This window comes from Terriglobus sp. TAA 43 (assembly GCF_000800015.1).
In the GTDB taxonomy this organism is placed as follows: Bacteria; Acidobacteriota; Terriglobia; order Terriglobales; family Acidobacteriaceae; genus Terriglobus.
The window spans coordinates 686,945-703,701 of sequence record NZ_JUGR01000001.1 but is presented as its reverse complement, the minus strand read 5'-3'; the positions used below and the strand labels follow the sequence as shown (position 1 = coordinate 703,701).

The following is a 16,757-nucleotide window of genomic DNA, read 5'->3' as shown; positions in this document are numbered from 1 at the left end:
GATGAAGATTGATGCTATTGTTCTGCGCGAGATCAAGATGCCATTGGTGCATCCGTTCCGTACCAGCTTTGGCCTGACGACGGATCGTCGCATTCTTCTGATTGAGTTGCAGAGTGAAGGTCTTACCGCGTGGGGTGAGTGTGTCGCGGGTGAGCATCCGTTCTTCTCAGACGAGATGATCGATACGGCATGGTTCATCACAGAACATGAACTGGCGCCACGATTGGTGGGCAAGGACATTGCCGCAGGACGTGATGTTCCTGATTTGCTGTTGCAGGTACGCGGGCACCGCATGGCCAAAGCTGCATTGGAAAATGCCGTATGGGATCTTGAGGCGCAGGTCCGCGGGATTTCGCTGGCGAAGTTACTGGGTGGCACACGAGAGAAGATTGCCTGCGGTGTTTCTATTGGCATGGAGATGGATATTCCGAAGCAGCTGGACCGCGTTGCGAAGGAAGTTGCCGCGGGATATCAGCGCATTAAGTTGAAGTGTCAGCCGGGTTATGACTCGGAGATGTTTGCAGCGGTGCGCGAGCGGTGGCCGGATATTTTGCTGAGTTGCGATGCTAATTCGGCTTACAAGTTAAGCGATGCCGACCACATTGCGTCGTGGGACCAGTACAAGCTGCTGATGATTGAACAGCCGCTCTGGTATGACGATTTCTACTTCCACTCGCAGTTACAGAAGCGCATTCAGACTGCGATCTGCCTGGATGAATGCATTCGCAATGCGCGCGATGCCCAGGCTGCGTTGGAGTTGGGCAGCGGCCGGATCATCAATATCAAGGTGGGCCGCGTGGGCGGGTTCACAGAAGCTATTGCCGTGCATGATATTGCGCAGCAACATGGCGTACCTGTGTGGTGCGGCGGCATGTTGGAGAGCGGTGTTGGTCGTGCGCAAAATATCGCACTGAGCAGTCTGCCGAATTTTTCACTCCCGGGAGATGTCTCTGCCTCTGCCCGTTATTGGACAGAAGACATCATCGAGCCGGAAGTTACTGTTAGCAGCTTTGGTGAGATCGTTGTGCCAGGGACTGTGGGCCGTGGCTACGAAGTGCGAAGAGACCGCGTGGAAGCGCTGACTGTTAGGCAGCAACGTATTACGGCTTGATTGCAGGGATTGCCAAGAGGGTATTGACCGCATCGTGTACGGAAGGTGCGGTTGGAAGAAACCGTATGTCTGTGACGGACAGTGTCTCTTGGTACGGCGCAACATGCACCATTAACTCGCGGAGTTTTACGTCCATCTTGATTTCCGTGTACGCATCATGTGTGAGGCTGACGGGTTTTTGCTCATAAGACAGGGTTCCGCCCTGATACACACGCGCAAGGATGCCGAACATGAGATTCAGGTTCTGAATGACGCGGACTTCGATGCGCGAGAGATGGTGCGTCTCTGCGTCGATCCAGATGCGACCGGCAATACCCATCAGTAACGATTGGGTTGTTGAGGCAGGATGAAATTCCGGATTCGGAGCGTAGTCCAGAACGATTTGCGGTCGAGGATAATTTGGTAGCTGTGGCTGGCCTGCGACGGTTATGAAGGTCATGGCCTTTGGCAGAGTCTTCATCAGCTCAATGCCGTATTTGTCGCTGCTCTCGGATTTCTGACGGCGCTTACGAACATCTTCCGGTGTGAGTGCGCGAAGACGCGCCAATTCACCGGTTTCTTCTTCAGAAGTTAATGGACGCCCCTTAAAAGTAAGGATGCGCGATATGTTTCCATCCTCTGTTTCAATGATTTCGCGGATACTGTCTTCTTTTTGATTGATGCGATGGACGCGGTATTGCAATCCCCATCCGCGATGATGGAAGTCATCCAATTGAAATTGGACCGCCTGCTGAAGGATCGCGGAGATTGAGGACGGGGTAAGAGCTTCCTGTGCCCGTGCCGTAAAGCTGGTGAGAAAGCTGGCGATGGCCAGCCACACAAAACAATGATTCCGAACGATTCTCAACATGGGCGCGTTCTAACTTTGCCGTAGGATGCTTTCCTAGCCTACTAGGTGACTTTGCAGATGCGGACAGAATCTCACGTTGCTGTGCAGCCCGCACTTTATTAGACTCACCGGAAGGTCAAGAGGAGAGTACGAGCGATGGCAGAAGGATCAACAGTTCTGGGAAAATCAATTCAGGTACGCGGTGAAATTTCGGGCGCGGAAGATGTCACCGTACATGGCAAGCTGCAGGGCAGTGTGACTTTGAAGGAAAGCCGCCTTACTGTGGGCCCAGATGCTGAGGTGGATGCGGAACTTCATGTGCATGATGCGATCGTCCTCGGTCAGGTGAAAGGCAACGTGACGGCGACGGGTCGCGTGGAGCTGCGTAAAGGTGGTTCGCTAATGGGCGATCTGAATGCAGCCAGACTCTCGATTGAAGAAGGCTCTGCGATTCAGGGAAGAGTTTCTCTCAGCGGCACCAAAGAGTAGCCCCGTCTGTCTCTGGGCAGACTAATAAGTCGGACACAATGCGCCGGCGCTAGCAGTGGAGGTGGATGTGCGTCTATTTGGCGGCAGCGAAGCACGTGGATCGGGAACGAAGGCAAGTGCTCGCATCCCTCGGCTATCCAGTGGATGGACCCAGCTCCAGAAGTCATTGCGTGAACAGGAGGGGCTGCGCATATTGGATATCGGTCCCACCTCGTCTACGAATATTAACTTTCTGACGGCCATGGGACACAGCGTGTACATGGCGAACCTGGTTGAAGATATTGCCGATCCCAAATGGGTTCGGCCCGACGCAGAGACGCCTTTTCGGACCGAAGACTTCATAAGCGAAAACCTGGATTTCGGGGATAGGCTCTTCGACACCGTATTGTTCTGGGATACTGCAGATTATTTCCCTGCTGAATTGCGTACGGCAGTCGTGCGCCGTATCCATGAAGTGATGCAACCCGGCGGACAATTACTGGCGTTCTTTCACGTGAAACCAGAGACCGGCCTGCAACGCTATCATCTTCGGGACGATGGACAAGTGGATACACAATTTGCTGCAGAGGCCGAGGTCCGAGACACGATGACCAACCGCCAGATCGAACAACTTTTCCATGACTTCGCTACTTATAAATTCTTTTTGGCGAAGGACAATCTGCGAGAAGTACTTGTGACCCGATAGACAGCAATCATCAAAGGGGGAGGCCGATGGCCTCCCCCTTTTTGATGATTACCGTTTATAAATTTTGTTCTTACTTCTGCGACTTGCGGGTTTCTGCCCAACGCTTCTTCTGAGCGTCGGCAATCCGCTTACGTGCTTCTGCGCTCAAGGTGCGCTTTTTCGGAGTCGCCTTAGAAGCAGATGTCGTGATGCTCTTGCGCGGACGTCCCACGGCCTTCTTTACTACCGCTGGGGCAGTGCTGCTGCCGCCAGCAAGCAATGCACGCGCCTGCTGCAGCTTGGCAATCTGCGCATCGATCTCTGCAAGAATACGATTTACTTCCAAGTAGTTACCCTCCGTAGAGCATAGATGCTCATTGAGACAAAGTTTAGACCAAATACTGCGTATTTGGATACAGATTGGAGTAACACAAGCTAAGGATATCGGTAATCAGTTGTTATCTAATTAAAAACTATCCGTACGAGACGCAGTAAGGGAGTATCCCGGACTTTCATCCGTGTCCTCAAAACGGGAGACTGCTCCGAGTCCGCGCCTCTGGCTGCCATCATCAATGGCTGCACGCAACTGCTGTGATGTCACGGTACGATCGTTTGCGTATGACGCTGCGAGGCGCGTTAGCGCGAAGGACACGATGTCTGAGTGGTGCAGATCATCCATGTGAGGATCGCGACGCATATTTAACCAGAGCCTGTGTACGAGCTGAACATCGCTTGCAGGAATGGTAGGTGCGTGAGGTCCGATATGGAAGCTCTCTGCCTCACCCGTTGGTGGAACAACGTAAAAGGTGAACTGGCGCTTCGGCTCAGGCAGTGTCTCCCACGCCTGGCCAACATGATAAGCCTGTTCCTGTGCGGTCAATTTAGTAGACAGACCGGATACTACTGCGGCCACATCTAATGAATTTGCCGTACGAACAATGGCGGCGAAGATATCGCCAGCAGGGACCACGACGAGGCCGATATGTTTACCAAAGCTTTCGGCGACAGATACAGCCTTGGTGAACAACATCTGTTCGTGTTCGCTGAAGAGCTGTTCTGAAGCGTCGACATATTCAGGCCCACCAGCGCCCATCATGCGGGCAGCAAGAACAACGATGTCTTGTTCGTCAGTATCTGTGCGGGCCAAAGCCCATTTCAAGGCGTGTGGTGTAGCAGCATCGCGCATGGTGACCAACACGCCACCAGGACGAATCGCAAGATCATCTCGGCCCACTTCTTCCGAATGCTCTAACTGGAAGTGTTCCTTCATCTGACGCTCTGTCTGCTTATGACGGCGCTTATTGTCCCGTTCTGACAAAGAGAAGATGATGAAGAACCCGATGGCGAAAATAACTCCGCTGACGGTAGCTACGGATTTCGTGAATAAGTTGACGACCGCTGTGGTGAACAACACCAGGAAGACACAGAACAATCCGATCGGTAACTCGGTCTTGCCGATCCGAAGGTTCACTGGCACCTTCGCGCCGCGTTCCCCTTTATATTTCCAGCGAAGAACGAGCATTGCCAGCGCATTGAACGTGAAGCTCCAGATGACGCCGAAGGCATACGCTTCGCCGATCATGATGACGTCACCGCGTGTTACCACGATTACGAATAGCTGAATCAGTGCCACCATATTCACGATTCGGTAACTGGTACCGAAGCGCTTTTGTGGTTTGCGGAACCAATCGGCGAGTACGCCATCTTCGGCCACGCGCATCAGCACGCCTGTGGAACCGACGATGGCCGTGTTCACGGCGCCGCCCAGAATCATGAAGCCGACAATGACGACGAACACTCGGAACGCGACACGGATCGCCAAGGGACCGACCATGTACATGGCCATTCCAGCGATCAGGTTGTCGCGATACACGCTGACGCGGACGCTATCCGGAATCAGCATGACGGCCAGCAAAGAACCCAGGCCGGTGAAGACCATGCTGTAAATCGCTATGACCAGAGCGGCGCGCTTCAGATTCTTCAGCTTGGGATGTTCAATTTCGCGGTTGACCTGTGCCAGCGATTCTTCGCCGGACATCGCAAGTACTGAGTGGCCAAAGGCCATCAGGATGCCAAACAGCCCGAGGTTTTTCGCGAACTGAGTATGTCTGAGGAATCCCAGCGCATCCGGGCTGAACTTGAAGTTTGCTGGTGTTGGGAAGGGAGGAAGCGTAGCTCCAATATGTCCGACGCTGAAGAGGCCCCAGCCGATCAGAATGATCACCATGACAGTGGTGACCTTCATGATTGTGAGAGCTTTTTCGCTCGATTCCTCAATACCCTTGATGTTCTGCCACCAGAAGAAAATGGTGATCAGAATGGCGATGAACGCCGAGGTGTGGTTCACATTGAACTGGTGCGGTACCCCCGCAGCGTTCACAGCCCAATGATGATATTTAGGCGAAGCTGCTGCCTGGGATAAGAGGCCATTAAGAAGACCGACGATATATTGTCCGGCCGACACACCCGAGATTGGTCCCGTGAGGACGTAATCGAACATCAGCGCGGAGACGCTGACCTTCGCGAAGGTGCCTCCCAAAGCCTCCTTCACAATGCGGTAGACGCCGCCGCGTGTGTACATGGAACAGCTCTCCACGTATACCGCTCGCACCGCATATGAGAAGAACATGGTGCCCAGGATGAGCCAGGGGGCCGATTTGCCCACGGCTTCTTCCGCAATGCCACCTGCGTAAAAAGCAGAAGATCCAAGATCGTTGAGAACGATGGCGGCCGCTCGCCAAAAGGAGATGAAGGTCAGCATCACAGAGGATGCGACCACGAGGCGAACACGATTCGGAACGGGTGGTGTGTAAGTGCGTTTCGACGCCATCTTGTACCGGGCCTGCTCGCTTAATGTGCCCAAGAACCTGCACGCGCGAAAAAGCGCCCAGCGGTGAGTCTACTGCCGGCTGGGATATCAGTCAATGATGTCGTGGGGAGTTAGTGCAGATTGTCAGCGCTGGACTGTTCGCCGTTGTCAGCGAAGAAATCGTGCATGTCTTTGACCAGGGTAATTGCCACGACAATGGCCGACCCTCCCATACCAATAAGGAACATGGGGATGAGCACGTGAGATAGTCCGCGAATGATCAGGTCCAGCATCGATCTTCATTGTAATCGCAACACGTGGATTGGCGAGGGATGCTAGACTCCACGCGATGCGACTGCTCTCCATGCGGGCTATTGCCGCGCTTTTTCTTACCAGTTTTCTACAGGTGGTGATTTTTCCCGTTGCCGGGCCGTTGCCGGTGTGGCGGTCCGCGTTCTCGTGGTTCGCGCTGGTGCCGTTGTTATGGCTTTTATTGGTGGAAGGCCGCACCTGGAGCGCGTGGAAGTGCGCCGCCGTGGGTTATGCCAGCGGAGTGCTCTGGTACCTGGGGACCTGCTATTGGGTCTACTCGACCATGCATGTGTATGGAGGTTTACCGGCTCCGGTCGCGGCGCTGGTGATGGTATTGTTCTGCCTCTATCTGGGGCTCTATCACGCACTGTTTGCCGGCTTGCTGGCAGCGACGCGTAAGGCAGGGATTGCAGCGGCGCTGATGGCTGCGCCGTTTTTGTGGGTGGGTGTTGAACTCGCCCGTGCACGTATCACCAGCTTCCCGTGGAATTTGCTGGGGTACGCGCAGGTTGATAGCTATGCATTAACCCGACTGGCTCCATTGACTGGTGTTTACGGCATCAGTTTCGTGTTGATGGCTGTAAACGCAGCGATTGCCGCGGCCGTTGTGATGCCACGTAGGCGCATTCCCACTGTTGTTGCATTGTGTGGGGCAGTGTTGGCGGCAGGTGTGCAGAATGTTGGCGGATGGATGGCGCCTCAGCGTCAGGCGGGTTCGCAAAAGGCTGTTCTGATGCAGCCGAATCTTTCCGTAGGACAAGAAGAGTCGGACGATGCAAGCACGCTGGCAAGGAACTTTGCTGGGCTCTCATTGCAGGCTGCTTCGCTGGATGATTCGCCGACACGTATTGTGCTGTGGCCGGAATCTCCTTCGCCGTTCTATACAAATCGGCAAGACTTTACCTCGGTGGCCGCACAACTGACTGAGGCGGTGCATGCGCCGTTGATTGCGGGGGCGATTGGCATAGAGGCCGCCCCAAACGAACGGCGCGGCTACCACGTATACAACTCGGCGGCTCTATTTCTCCCCACCCAGGGATATGTCGGGCGATACGACAAAATTCATCTTGTACCGTTCGGCGAATTCACCCCTTATGCCGGTCTCTTTTCGTTCGCAAGTGGCCTCACGCAGGCCGTGGGCACCTTTGATCGAGGGAGCAGCCGTGTACCGTTGGGCGCCGATGGCCATCGCTACGGTGTCTTCCTTTGTTATGAGTCCATCTTTAGCGACGAGGTTCGGCTATTTGTGGCCAACGGTGCCGAGGTGCTGACGAACCTTTCCGACGATGGTTGGTATGGCGATACCAGTGCACCCTTCCAGCACATCAACATGGCCAGAATGCGGGCTATCGAGAACCATCGGTGGGTATTGCGCGATACCAATAACGGCATAACGGCTTCGATTGATCCGAACGGTCGCGTGGTGGAGCGTATGGAACGTCATCAGCGCGGTGCTGCTGCCATGCATTTTGACTATCTCCATGACCTCACGTTCTACACGCGATACGGCGATGTCTTTGCGTTCATCTGTGCAGGGATTTCTGCGCTGGTTTTGCTGTATGGGCTGACGCGGCAGAGCATCGCGATAGACTGAAGAAGTTATGTTGACTGATCTTGAATACCAGTACTCCCCGGTTCGTGCCCGCGTGCACGATCTGCGGGAGTATCTTTGACTCGCCTAAACTCAAACAGCAACTGGAAGCCGTTGAATCGCAGATTGGAGACCCCGCGATCTGGGCCGATGCTGCGCGTTCGCAGCCATTGATGCGTGAACGAAAGCGCCTGGAAACATTGCTTGCGGACGATGCCGAACTATCGCGTCGCAGCGAGGATGTGGAGGCTTACTTCGACCTGGCCCGCGAAGGCGAGGATGTAGAAGCCGATCTGGCGAAGTCGATTGAAGAGATTGATCGCTTTGCAGAAGAACTTGACGCGAAGACGATGCTCTCGCAGGAGAGTGATCCGTTGAACGCCATCGTCACGGTGCATCCGGGCGCAGGCGGAACGGAGAGCCAGGACTGGGCGGAGATGCTGATGCGTATGTATCTGCGCTGGGCCGAACGCAATGGCTTCAAGACCGAAATCAACGAAATTCAGGATGGCGATGAAGCAGGCATCAAGTCGGCGACATTCACCATCATTGGTGATAACGCCTTTGGTTTGATTAGTGGCGAGACGGGCGTGCACCGGCTGGTGCGTATCTCACCCTTTGATTCAGCGAAACGTCGACACACTTCGTTTTCGTCTGTCTTTGTGTCTCCGGAAATTGATGACTCGATCGTGATCGACATCAAGCCGGATGAGCTTCGCATTGATACCTACCGTTCCGGGGGCAAAGGTGGGCAACACGTAAATACGACGGACTCTGCCGTGCGTATTACGCATCTTCCTACCGGTATCGTCGCGGGCTGTCAGAACGAGCGTTCGCAGCACAAGAACAAAGAGAAGGCGATGAAGATGCTACGCTCGCGCCTGTATGAATTCGAGCTTGAGAAGAAGCGTGCAGCGAGCAAGAAGCTGGAAGATTCGAAGCTGGATATCAACTTTGGATCGCAGATTCGTTCGTATGTCTTGCAGCCATACCGCATGGCCAAGGATCTACGCACGCGCGTAGAAGTAGGCGATGTGGATCGCGTGTTGGACGGCGATTTGCAGCCGTTCATCCGCGGTTATCTCAAGATGCGTCGTGAGGGCAATATCCCCGCAGCGATGGTCGATGACATCGATTGATTCAATGGTTCAACGTCTTCAGCAGCGAACGATAAGACGATCGACGAAGAACGATGTTGATCGTGTCTTAGAGATATGGCGAGATGCCGTCGATGCGACGCATGATTTCTTGTCGCAAGAAGATCGTGTTGCCATTGAGGCAGAGGTCGTTTCATTTCTGCCCGACGCGCCGCTTTGGGTTGTTGTGGATGAACACAACAAACCTTTGGGGTGGATGCTGCTTGACGAAGATCGAATGGAAGCATTGTTCATCGATCCGGTGAGTCGGGGTGAAGGTGTAGGCCGTGCTCTGGTACAGCATGCACTATCGCTGCGCTCTCCGATCTTTACTGATGTCAACGAGCAGAACCTGCAGGCTGTTGGATTCTACGAGCATCTCGGCTTTGTGCCGATTGGGCGTTCGGAACGGGATGGGCAGGGGCGCGTTTATCCTCTGATTCACTTACGTTCGGCGTCCTGAGAGCTATGCTCAGCAGCTATTTCACGTTGAAAACATGTTTCTCCGTGGAATAGCTGGCATCCAATGCTGCATGGCTAACTCCACGCTGGAAATCGAACTAAAGAAACAATTGAAGGCGCTGTTGGACGGTGGGCAGGCGCATGCAAAGCTTGATGATGCAGTAGCCGGCGTGCCATTTGATGTACAGGGCAAGGTGCCGGAAGGATTGCCGTATTCACCGTGGCAATTGCTGGAACACATCCGCATTGCGCAGAAAGACATTCTTGAGTTCAGTGGCAATGCAGACGGCAGCTACAAGGAATTGAAGTGGCCGGATGATTACTGGCCGAAGTCGCCGGAGCCGCCTGATGAGAAGGCATGGGATGCCAGCGTGCAATCGCTGAAGAAAGATCGTACTGCCTTTGAAAAGTTGTTGGCAGAGCGCGATCTGATCGAACCATTTTCATGGGGCGATGGCAGTCAGAATCTGCTGCGTGAGTCTCTATTGGTTGCAGATCATGAGGCTTATCACACGGGTGAACTGGTAATGGCGCGACGTCTCCTGGGGGCATGGAAGCCGAAGAAAGGCCACGCGTGAACTCTTCCGAAGACATCGAGAAAATGCTGGCGGCCAAGACGATTGCGGTGGTCGGGTTGTCAGATGATCCTGCGAAGCCGAGTCACTTTGTGTCTGCTTATATGCAACGGGTGGGGAAGAAGATTCTGCCGGTGAACCCGGCCGTCCCGTCTGTGCTGGGTGAGACGAGCTATGCATCGCTGAGCGAACTTCCAGAGAAGCCGGATGTCGTGAATGTCTTCCGCCTACCCAGAGCGATTCCCGCGATTGTGGACGAGATGATTGCGCTCGGGTTAAAAGCTCTGTGGGTGCAGCAGGGAATTCGCAATGAGGAGGCTGCGGCTAAGGCAGAAGCTGCGGGGATTCGCGTCGTGATGGATCATTGCATTATGGTGGAGCATCGGATGCGTACTCGCTAAGTTACGCCGCGCCACTACAATGATTGCAATGTTCTCACTCCGTAGATTCCGCCTCCTTGCCGCCCTTTTGCTAACCCTTTTTCCGGGTTGTCTTTTTGCGCAGATTGGTACTGTTGTGGGCAATGGGGGCCCCGGGCCTGCCAAGGCCCAGCACCTGACGGTGGAGATGATCTCTGCCGGGCCGCAGATCGCCGCCGATGGTACGCAGACGGTGGCGTTCGTCTTCTCCATGGAGGAGGGGTGGCATGTGTACTGGAAGAATGCCGGCTTTGCCGGGTTTCCTCCCAAGGTGAAGTGGACGGTGCCGGAAGGCATTACCGCCGGGCCACTGCAGTTCACCGCGCCGGACCGGTTGCCGCTGGATACCACGGTGGACTACGGCTACCAGGATTCGGTGGCCTATCCCGTGACTGTTGAGGCGGGGCCGAAGCCCAAGGTGGATAAGGCTGGCAATGCCCATTTGGGTGCCGAGATCAGTTGGCTTGTGTGCAAGCAGGTCTGCATTCCGGGCAGAGCGAATCTGGGACTAGATCTGAAGGTGGTTCCCGCCAGAACCATCGTCAGCCATGACGGTGAGAAGGTAGGCGAACTTGGCGCGGCGCTGAAGGGGATGCCGAAGCCACTGCCGCTTAGCTTCCGGGTTACGGCAAGCACGGTCGGGGACAATATCGTCCTGACCGCGATTACCGGTACGCGCGAGACGGATGCCGAGTTCTTCCCGGCAGAGCCGGATGTGATCGCCGATGTAGCGCAGATCGAGACCGACATCCTCGACAACGGAGCGCAGATCCACTTCCAGCGCTCGCCGAATGCCAAGACTCCGCCGAAGCAGTTGGTCGGCGTGCTGAAACTGGCCACAGAGGAGAGCTACGAGATTGATGTGCCCATTCTGCCTGGGCCTCCGCCGGTGCATGCAGGCTCCGGGAAGCTGGGTACGGCGACGGCGGTTGGCGCTGCTGCATTGGCCTTCATCGGTGGTGTACTGCTGAACCTGATGCCGTGCGTGTTTCCGGTGCTGTTCCTGAAGGCGTTGTCGCTGCTGCAGACGTCGTCGTCGCAGAAGCACCAAGTGCGCGCTCATGGTATTGCGTACACGCTTGGCATTGTGGCCTCGTTCTGGCTGGTGGTTGCGGCGCTGCTAGCCTTGCGCGCCGAAGGACGGCAGCTTGGTTGGGGATTCCAGTTGCAGTCGCCGGGATTTGTCTTGGTGCTGGCGAGCTTCCTGTTCTTCTTCGCCCTGTCGCTTGCAGGCATGTTCGACTTTGGCCTGTCACTCACGAGCACGGGTGATTCGCTGACGCACAAGAGCGGCTTCACCGGTAGCTTCTTCACCGGTGTGCTGGCTACGGTGGTGGCTACGCCTTGTGTGGGACCGTTTATGGGAGCGGCGATCGGGTTTGCGTTGGCGCAGCCTGCTCCTGTGACCTTCCTGGTATTCACTGCGTTGGCGCTTGGTCTGGCGGCGCCTTATATGCTGCTGACCCTCAATCCGGCCTGGGTGCGGCTGCTGCCGAGGCCTGGTGCGTGGATGGACCTGCTAAAGCAGATCACTGCGTTGCCGCTGTTCATCACGGTGATCTGGCTGGTTTACATCTACGGTCGTTTGTCCGGCTCTAACGGCATCTTCGCTATGTCGATGCTGCTTGGCGGGTTGATGCTGGTGGTGATTGCGGCGTGGACGCTTGGTCGCTGGCCGGTTCGTAAGTGGAGTACAGCAGTGGCTGCGGTGCTTTGCCTGCTTGCCATTGGCGTGCCGCTGTACGCTTCCCGCGAGACCAAGAGCGCTGTGACCTGGCAGCCGTTCGATGCGGATGCTGTTGCCAAGGCGCGTTCGCAGGGCAAGGCAGTGTTCGTGGACTTCACGGCTGCGTGGTGCTTGTCGTGCCAGGTGAATGAGCGTGTGGTGCTGAATTCCGACGAGGTGGAGAAGCAGTTGACGCAGCCGAACGTGGTGGCGATGAAAGCGGATTGGACGCAGTACGACGCGAAGATCACGACGGCATTGCAATCTGCCGGACGCGATGGTGTTCCGACGTACATCGTTTATCCGGCGAATCCAACCGCAGCGCCTGATGTCTTGCCGGAAGTACTGAGCAAGAGTGTTGTGCTGAATGCGCTGGAGAAGGATTTGAAACAGTAGGGAGGGCCCCCTCCCCCTGTGTTTTCTAAAATCGTCTTTCTATTGGGTTTACGGTTTTGGTGGCTGCAAAATCGTCTGCCCATTGGAGTTAGAGGCAAGATCGTCTTTCTAAACGAGTTAGGGCCGCGCGATGCGCGGCCCTTTTCTCTTCTGTTTCTATTTTAGTGGTTTCGTGGAAATACCATGCCAAGTTTATTTCTTTTGGTTTGTTGGGGTTGGATGGTCAGGGGGCTTGACAGCACTTCGTGCCGTTCTCGATGCCTTCGGCGTGGGGCCAGCCGCGTGCTTCTGCTAGGCGCGCGGGGTGGAAGATATGCTCCTGTTTGTTTTGGTGGCCGCGCGGTTTTCAGTTCTTCTTGTAGCGGCTGCGTCAGCTTGGCGTTTCCGAGGACATCGTCTCACCATTAGCTGCTCAAATCACGCGGAACGAGGTGGCCGGAACTCCTCGCGTATCACTCTGGTGATGAGAAGAGCATTTATCGGGACTGACTTGTGGGACACACGACTCCGCTTCATCAGCGGCCTGTTGCATCATCCCGAAACTTCACCCTTTTCGGGACAAGTCGGAGTTTCTGATAGCGCCGTTCTCACGAATCACCGTTGCCGATATTCTCGCTGCATGAACTATGAGACGGTGGTGCCCGAGTTGTTCAACCGGTTTCCTGAGCTTGAGGCGATCTACCGTGCAAAGTTTGCATATATGGGAGACGACGAAGCGATTCATTACATCGTCTTCGGCTCAATCCTCATACCTGCTTTGACAGCAGCGTTAGAAGAGGGAAACTTAGGAGCCATCCTTCCGATCTCTGCATTTATGGAAGACGCTTCGGTCGCTGCGCGCCATGACAACTCCTTAGCGACGCTAATGAAGGTCGAAGTAGGCGAGTGGCTCGGGTGGGCCTCACACGAAGAACGACTAGCTCCTTGGTTAGGACCGGAAACCAAACGCCTTTGCAACTATGTCCCCGGACTCGCAACCCAACGGATACGGCTGCGGTCAGAGGAAAAGGCTCAAACGATCTCGGCTCGACTCTCTGCACTCTTCGGGGGGCGTAAGCTCCCGTGAAGTGGTCTTTTCAGCAGCTCACTTGCAGTCCCGAAACTTCTAAGTTTCGAGACTGCCGAGGACAGGTATCAGTAATGATTAGTCGGCTTATCGCCAATATTACTTTGATGACGTTAATCGCGTTTCTCGTTACTGATGCGCACAGTTTAAAAACTCGAGTTTGCGGAAGCTGCCTTGGATTATTTGTCCAGCCACAGCAGCACTGTCATCTGCAACCAGTCTCCGCAAAGTCCTTCTCGATAGCAGCGTCATCCGATATGTAGAAAATCGGCTCCATCTTTCTGTGTTCGATCATCTCGGTCATGCCGTTGACCGTGACTCGTTCGTAAGCGGGATAACCAGAGGGATACCCTTGAGGAGGATTCTTCGGTGTGAAAGGCCTGTCACATGAGCCGCTGCCATACAGCTTCTTGAGGACCGTGCCTTTAGAGTTCTGCAATACGAACGACGCAGTCCTTCCCGACGGCGTGACGTAATAGTTCATCGTTATCGAAACGTCGGCGCGTGCAAGTCCCGGCGGAATCGCGAACCATTTGGGCAACCTAGACTCACTCGCTAATCGGAATGTTGCCTCAGGAAAGTGTTCGCATCCCATTACTGTAGAAGCCAAAGCAGCCGCAGCTACACCGACGAGGAAATACCTCATGATGACCTGTATAGGCTCTTTCCGCATGCTCGCAGCCTATCTCATTCCCTCTCAGTTCGCCGAAAACTGCGTTTGCGGAAGCTGGTGGTAGATCGGTAATGATAAGTCGGCTTGTCGTCCGCAATCAGTCCCGCAAAATATCGCTCGGTAAGTTTCGTAACAGGCTCGATCTTGCGGCTCACTTTGTTTCGGCCGTTGGCCGTTCGAGCTTCGCTTTGCGAAGCTAGTCTGGTTTTTGGCTGATGAGGATTTGTGGCTGAGCGAAAACGATAGAGCGGGCCTTTGGCCCTTTGTTTTCGCGGGTGCTGGCCTACCTAGGCCTTCGGCCTAGGCTAATATCTTGTCGCGCCTTTGGCGCTTGCGTTCGTTGTTGCGCTGACTATTTCGTCGTGGCCATGGCGTTTGATCGCTGTGCGATACCCAAGTTAGCTTCGCGAACCTAAGGCCCCCGGTTTTTGGGGAACCTTTCGATCCCACGTCTCAAACGCGAGACGTGGGGCACTCGCATCCTCGTGAGGGAGAGGAATGCAGATCCTTCGGCTTCACTTCGTTTCGCTCAGGATGACGATTCTTCAAATCGTAGGAGCTTCGCTGGTGGGCGGCCTTTGGCCGTTAGAGTTTCGCTGTTGGCACGGAGCCCATCGTGGACGCTTTGCTTGCTCACGATAAAAAGCCCGTCATCCTTGGTTCTGGATGACGGGCTTTTGTTTGGAAGTGCTTTGTGACTATGTGTTCTTCTGGCGTTCGAGTGCGTTTTGCAGAACGATCTCAAGTGCTGGCTTTACCCGGGCGTATTGCTCTTCGGTGATCTTGCCGGTCAGCTTGTCGCTTTCCAGTTGGAAGAGTTCATCGCGCAGGACACTGAGAAGGTTGGCGGGAGCAACGTTGGCGTGGGACGGGACAACGGAGGCCGTGGTGGGGCCGCTGGTTGCGTCGGGCGTGGTTGGGGGTGTGTTTTGCGGACGTGAGAGCAGGAAGCCTGCGCCTGCTGCGAGAAGGAGACCCACGCCTGCGATGATCCACCACTTGTACTTGGAGAGCGGATCGGGAGTGTCGATGGGGGTGCCGAGGCCGCCGCCGGGCTTCTCAGCCGATGGGCCGGTGGGCTGCGCCTGCATGGGGCCTTGCGGGGCACCTGCTGCGCCGGGCTGTGCGGCGGAGCCGTCGGTGGTGTCCGTGGGCTTGGGAAGCTGGCCGTTGCCGCTGACGGTGAACTCTGCCACATCACCTGCGGCGAGGTTGCGAGCGACGAAGGTCTGCGCGTCCACCTCGTCCTGAATGGGCGCCCAGGGCGTGCTGCCGCCATCGAACTTCATCTGCTTCGGCATCATGACGATGACGTTGTCTGCAGGCATGACGGTGGTGGGGGTGAGCTTCATGTTGCCGGAGTACGGCACGTGATAGCTGACCTGGAACTGGGTCTGGCCGCCGGGACGGATGGCGAAGTTGAAGCTGTAGTGGCCCTTCTTTGCCAACGGCATGGGCTGCGACTGGACGGTCATGCCGCCGGGGCCCTGTGCCGCGCCGCCTTCGATGACTGCGCCTTCAGGCAGAGTGAAGTCAAAGGTGGCTTCCGGGGAGAACTGTGTCTTGGGCGGTGTGGATTCGTTCTTGAGGAAGAAGTGCTGCACGATGCGCAGGTTCTTGTTCTCGGTGTCGGTCTGCAGGCGCATGACGTCTGCTTCGAGGCGCACGCCGGGAACTTTGGCGGCGACGCTGTAGACGTCGATGTCGACGGAGGTGGTTCCTGGAGGTGCTGGCTTGAAGTAGTTCGCGCCTTCGTGGGTGACGCGGACGAGGTGGATGCCTTCGTCGGGGACGTCGAGGGAGAAATGGCCCTTGGCGTCAGAGGTGGTGTGCGTGGCTTCCTGCATGCCCTGCGCGAGGCGGATGAGGGTGACGGTGTCGCCCGCGGACGGCTTGTTGATGGTGCCGTTGGTGACGGTGCCGGTGATGGTGCTGGCGGCGAATGCGGAGAACGGCAGCGCGAGGAGCGCCGCGAGGGCTTTGAGTTGGAAGTGACGCATCGCCTTTTAGTTTAACTGGACGGCGCCTTACATTACTTCGCCAGTAGATAACAGATCGTGGTTTCGAGCTTCTCCGGATCGTTGTTCCAATGCCCGTAAATTTCCCACGAAGCGTCGGCTATGCGCCGTTGCTGGGCGCGGCACCATTGGTGAATTGCGGCGTGTGCTTCAGGAAGTTGCGAATAAGGGCCGAAGTGGGTGGTTTGCGCGATCTCTCCTTCGGGTGTCTGGACGCATTGGATTTGGGATTGAGCCTCGAAGGGGGCGAGGACCTCCACACCGAAGTCAACGACGAGAGGGCTATTGTGCTGGTTTGGATGGTGATAAAGGAACACGTTGCGACCAGTATTTGGCACTTGATTCTGGCGCAGAAAGGCCCACACGGTGTCGAGCGCGGGCTTCCATGTGGTTGGAATGTCCTTCGCGTGAGTGGATACGCGACACGATGCCAAAGTGAGCGGGCCTACGGTTTTCGACGTGACGGCATATTGCATGGCTG

Annotated in this window: 17 protein-coding genes; 10 read left to right on the top strand and 7 right to left on the bottom strand. The window is 55.7% G+C overall.

From position 1 onward, the window contains the following. Nucleotide 1: 1 nt before the first annotated feature. Nucleotides 2-1,111 (top strand): o-succinylbenzoate synthase, encoded by a 1,110-nt coding sequence (gene menC / locus M504_RS02845; protein WP_047487731.1) that lies wholly within the window; start codon nt 2-4, stop codon nt 1,109-1,111. Here the strand turns inward: menC and M504_RS02840 are convergent. Continuing rightward, the gene (locus tag M504_RS02840; RefSeq protein WP_156993460.1) at nt 1,101-1,961 is read right to left on the bottom strand and encodes a hypothetical protein; all 861 of its coding nucleotides are present in this window, start codon (nt 1,959-1,961) and stop codon (nt 1,101-1,103) included. The two genes, menC and M504_RS02840, sit on opposite strands and share 11 nt — an antisense overlap. Before the next feature lie 135 nt (nt 1,962-2,096). Here M504_RS02840 and M504_RS02835 point away from each other — a divergent pair, with 135 nt between their 5' ends. Then, a complete protein-coding gene (locus M504_RS02835) occupies nt 2,097-2,429 on the top strand; it encodes a polymer-forming cytoskeletal protein (protein WP_047487725.1) in 333 nt (110 codons plus the stop codon). Nucleotides 2,430-2,595: 166 nt separating this feature from the next. Then, nucleotides 2,596-3,114, top strand: coding sequence for a class I SAM-dependent methyltransferase (locus tag M504_RS02830; RefSeq protein WP_232296135.1), 519 nt, complete (start codon nt 2,596-2,598; stop codon nt 3,112-3,114). A gap of 70 nt (nt 3,115-3,184) precedes the next feature. Here the strand turns inward: M504_RS02830 and M504_RS02825 are convergent, their stop codons facing one another. From M504_RS02825 to M504_RS21980, 3 genes are all read right to left on the bottom strand, one after another. Next, on the bottom strand, nt 3,185-3,439 hold the full coding sequence (locus M504_RS02825; RefSeq protein WP_047487723.1) for a hypothetical protein: 255 nt from the start codon (nt 3,437-3,439) through the stop codon (nt 3,185-3,187). Between the two features lie 120 nt (nt 3,440-3,559). Continuing rightward, nucleotides 3,560-5,923, bottom strand: a complete 2,364-nt coding sequence (locus M504_RS02820) for an APC family permease (protein WP_047487720.1) — start codon at nt 5,921-5,923, stop codon at nt 3,560-3,562. Nucleotides 5,924-6,033: 110 nt separating this feature from the next. Beyond that, nucleotides 6,034-6,195, bottom strand: a complete 162-nt coding sequence (locus M504_RS21980; protein ID WP_156993457.1) for a hypothetical protein — start codon at nt 6,193-6,195, stop codon at nt 6,034-6,036. A gap of 56 nt (nt 6,196-6,251) precedes the next feature. On the opposite strand from M504_RS21980, the gene lnt reads away from it, so the two are divergent. The 7 genes from lnt (at nt 6,252) to M504_RS02785 (ending at nt 13,585) form a co-directional block, all read left to right on the top strand. Further along, entirely contained in the window at nt 6,252-7,808 is a 1,557-nt protein-coding gene (gene lnt / locus M504_RS02815; protein WP_052200278.1) for an apolipoprotein N-acyltransferase, read from the top strand. Between the two features lie 7 nt (nt 7,809-7,815). Continuing rightward, nucleotides 7,816-8,944, top strand: a protein-coding gene (prfB, locus tag M504_RS02810) for a peptide chain release factor 2 (RefSeq protein ID WP_198137509.1) whose coding sequence is annotated in 2 segments (ribosomal slippage) — nt 7,816-7,884 and nt 7,886-8,944 — 1,128 coding nt in all. Because the reading frame shifts where the segments join, the coding sequence is not laid out codon by codon here. Then, the gene (locus M504_RS02805; RefSeq protein WP_232296134.1) at nt 8,931-9,404 is read left to right on the top strand and encodes an acetyltransferase; all 474 of its coding nucleotides are present in this window, start codon (nt 8,931-8,933) and stop codon (nt 9,402-9,404) included. Before prfB ends, M504_RS02805 begins: the two co-directional genes overlap by 14 nt. A 70-nt stretch (nt 9,405-9,474) precedes the next feature. Next, nucleotides 9,475-9,981 (top strand): DinB family protein, encoded by a 507-nt coding sequence (locus tag M504_RS02800; protein WP_047487717.1) that lies wholly within the window; start codon nt 9,475-9,477, stop codon nt 9,979-9,981. Beyond that, entirely contained in the window at nt 9,978-10,379 is a 402-nt protein-coding gene (locus tag M504_RS02795) for a CoA-binding protein (RefSeq protein WP_047487714.1), read from the top strand. Before M504_RS02800 ends, M504_RS02795 begins: the two co-directional genes overlap by 4 nt. 115 nt (nt 10,380-10,494) lie before the next feature. After that, nucleotides 10,495-12,519: a protein-disulfide reductase DsbD gene (locus M504_RS02790; RefSeq protein WP_232296133.1), complete on the top strand. Its 2,025-nt coding sequence runs from the start codon at nt 10,495-10,497 to the stop codon at nt 12,517-12,519. A gap of 619 nt (nt 12,520-13,138) precedes the next feature. Continuing rightward, on the top strand, nt 13,139-13,585 hold the full coding sequence (locus M504_RS02785) for a hypothetical protein (RefSeq protein ID WP_047487708.1): 447 nt from the start codon (nt 13,139-13,141) through the stop codon (nt 13,583-13,585). A 205-nt stretch (nt 13,586-13,790) separates the two neighbouring features. On the opposite strand, the gene M504_RS02780 is transcribed toward M504_RS02785, so the two are convergent. The 3 genes from M504_RS02780 to M504_RS02770 all read right to left on the bottom strand — a co-directional run bounded on the left by M504_RS02780 (nt 13,791) and on the right by M504_RS02770 (nt 16,752). Then, entirely contained in the window at nt 13,791-14,126 is a 336-nt protein-coding gene (locus tag M504_RS02780) for a hypothetical protein (protein WP_156993454.1), read from the bottom strand. 830 nt (nt 14,127-14,956) lie between these two features. After that, a complete protein-coding gene (locus M504_RS02775) occupies nt 14,957-16,258 on the bottom strand; it encodes a carboxypeptidase-like regulatory domain-containing protein (RefSeq protein WP_047487704.1) in 1,302 nt (433 codons plus the stop codon). 32 nt (nt 16,259-16,290) lie between these two features. Further along, entirely contained in the window at nt 16,291-16,752 is a 462-nt protein-coding gene (locus M504_RS02770) for a GyrI-like domain-containing protein (protein ID WP_052200273.1), read from the bottom strand. Nucleotides 16,753-16,757 lie beyond the last annotated feature (5 nt).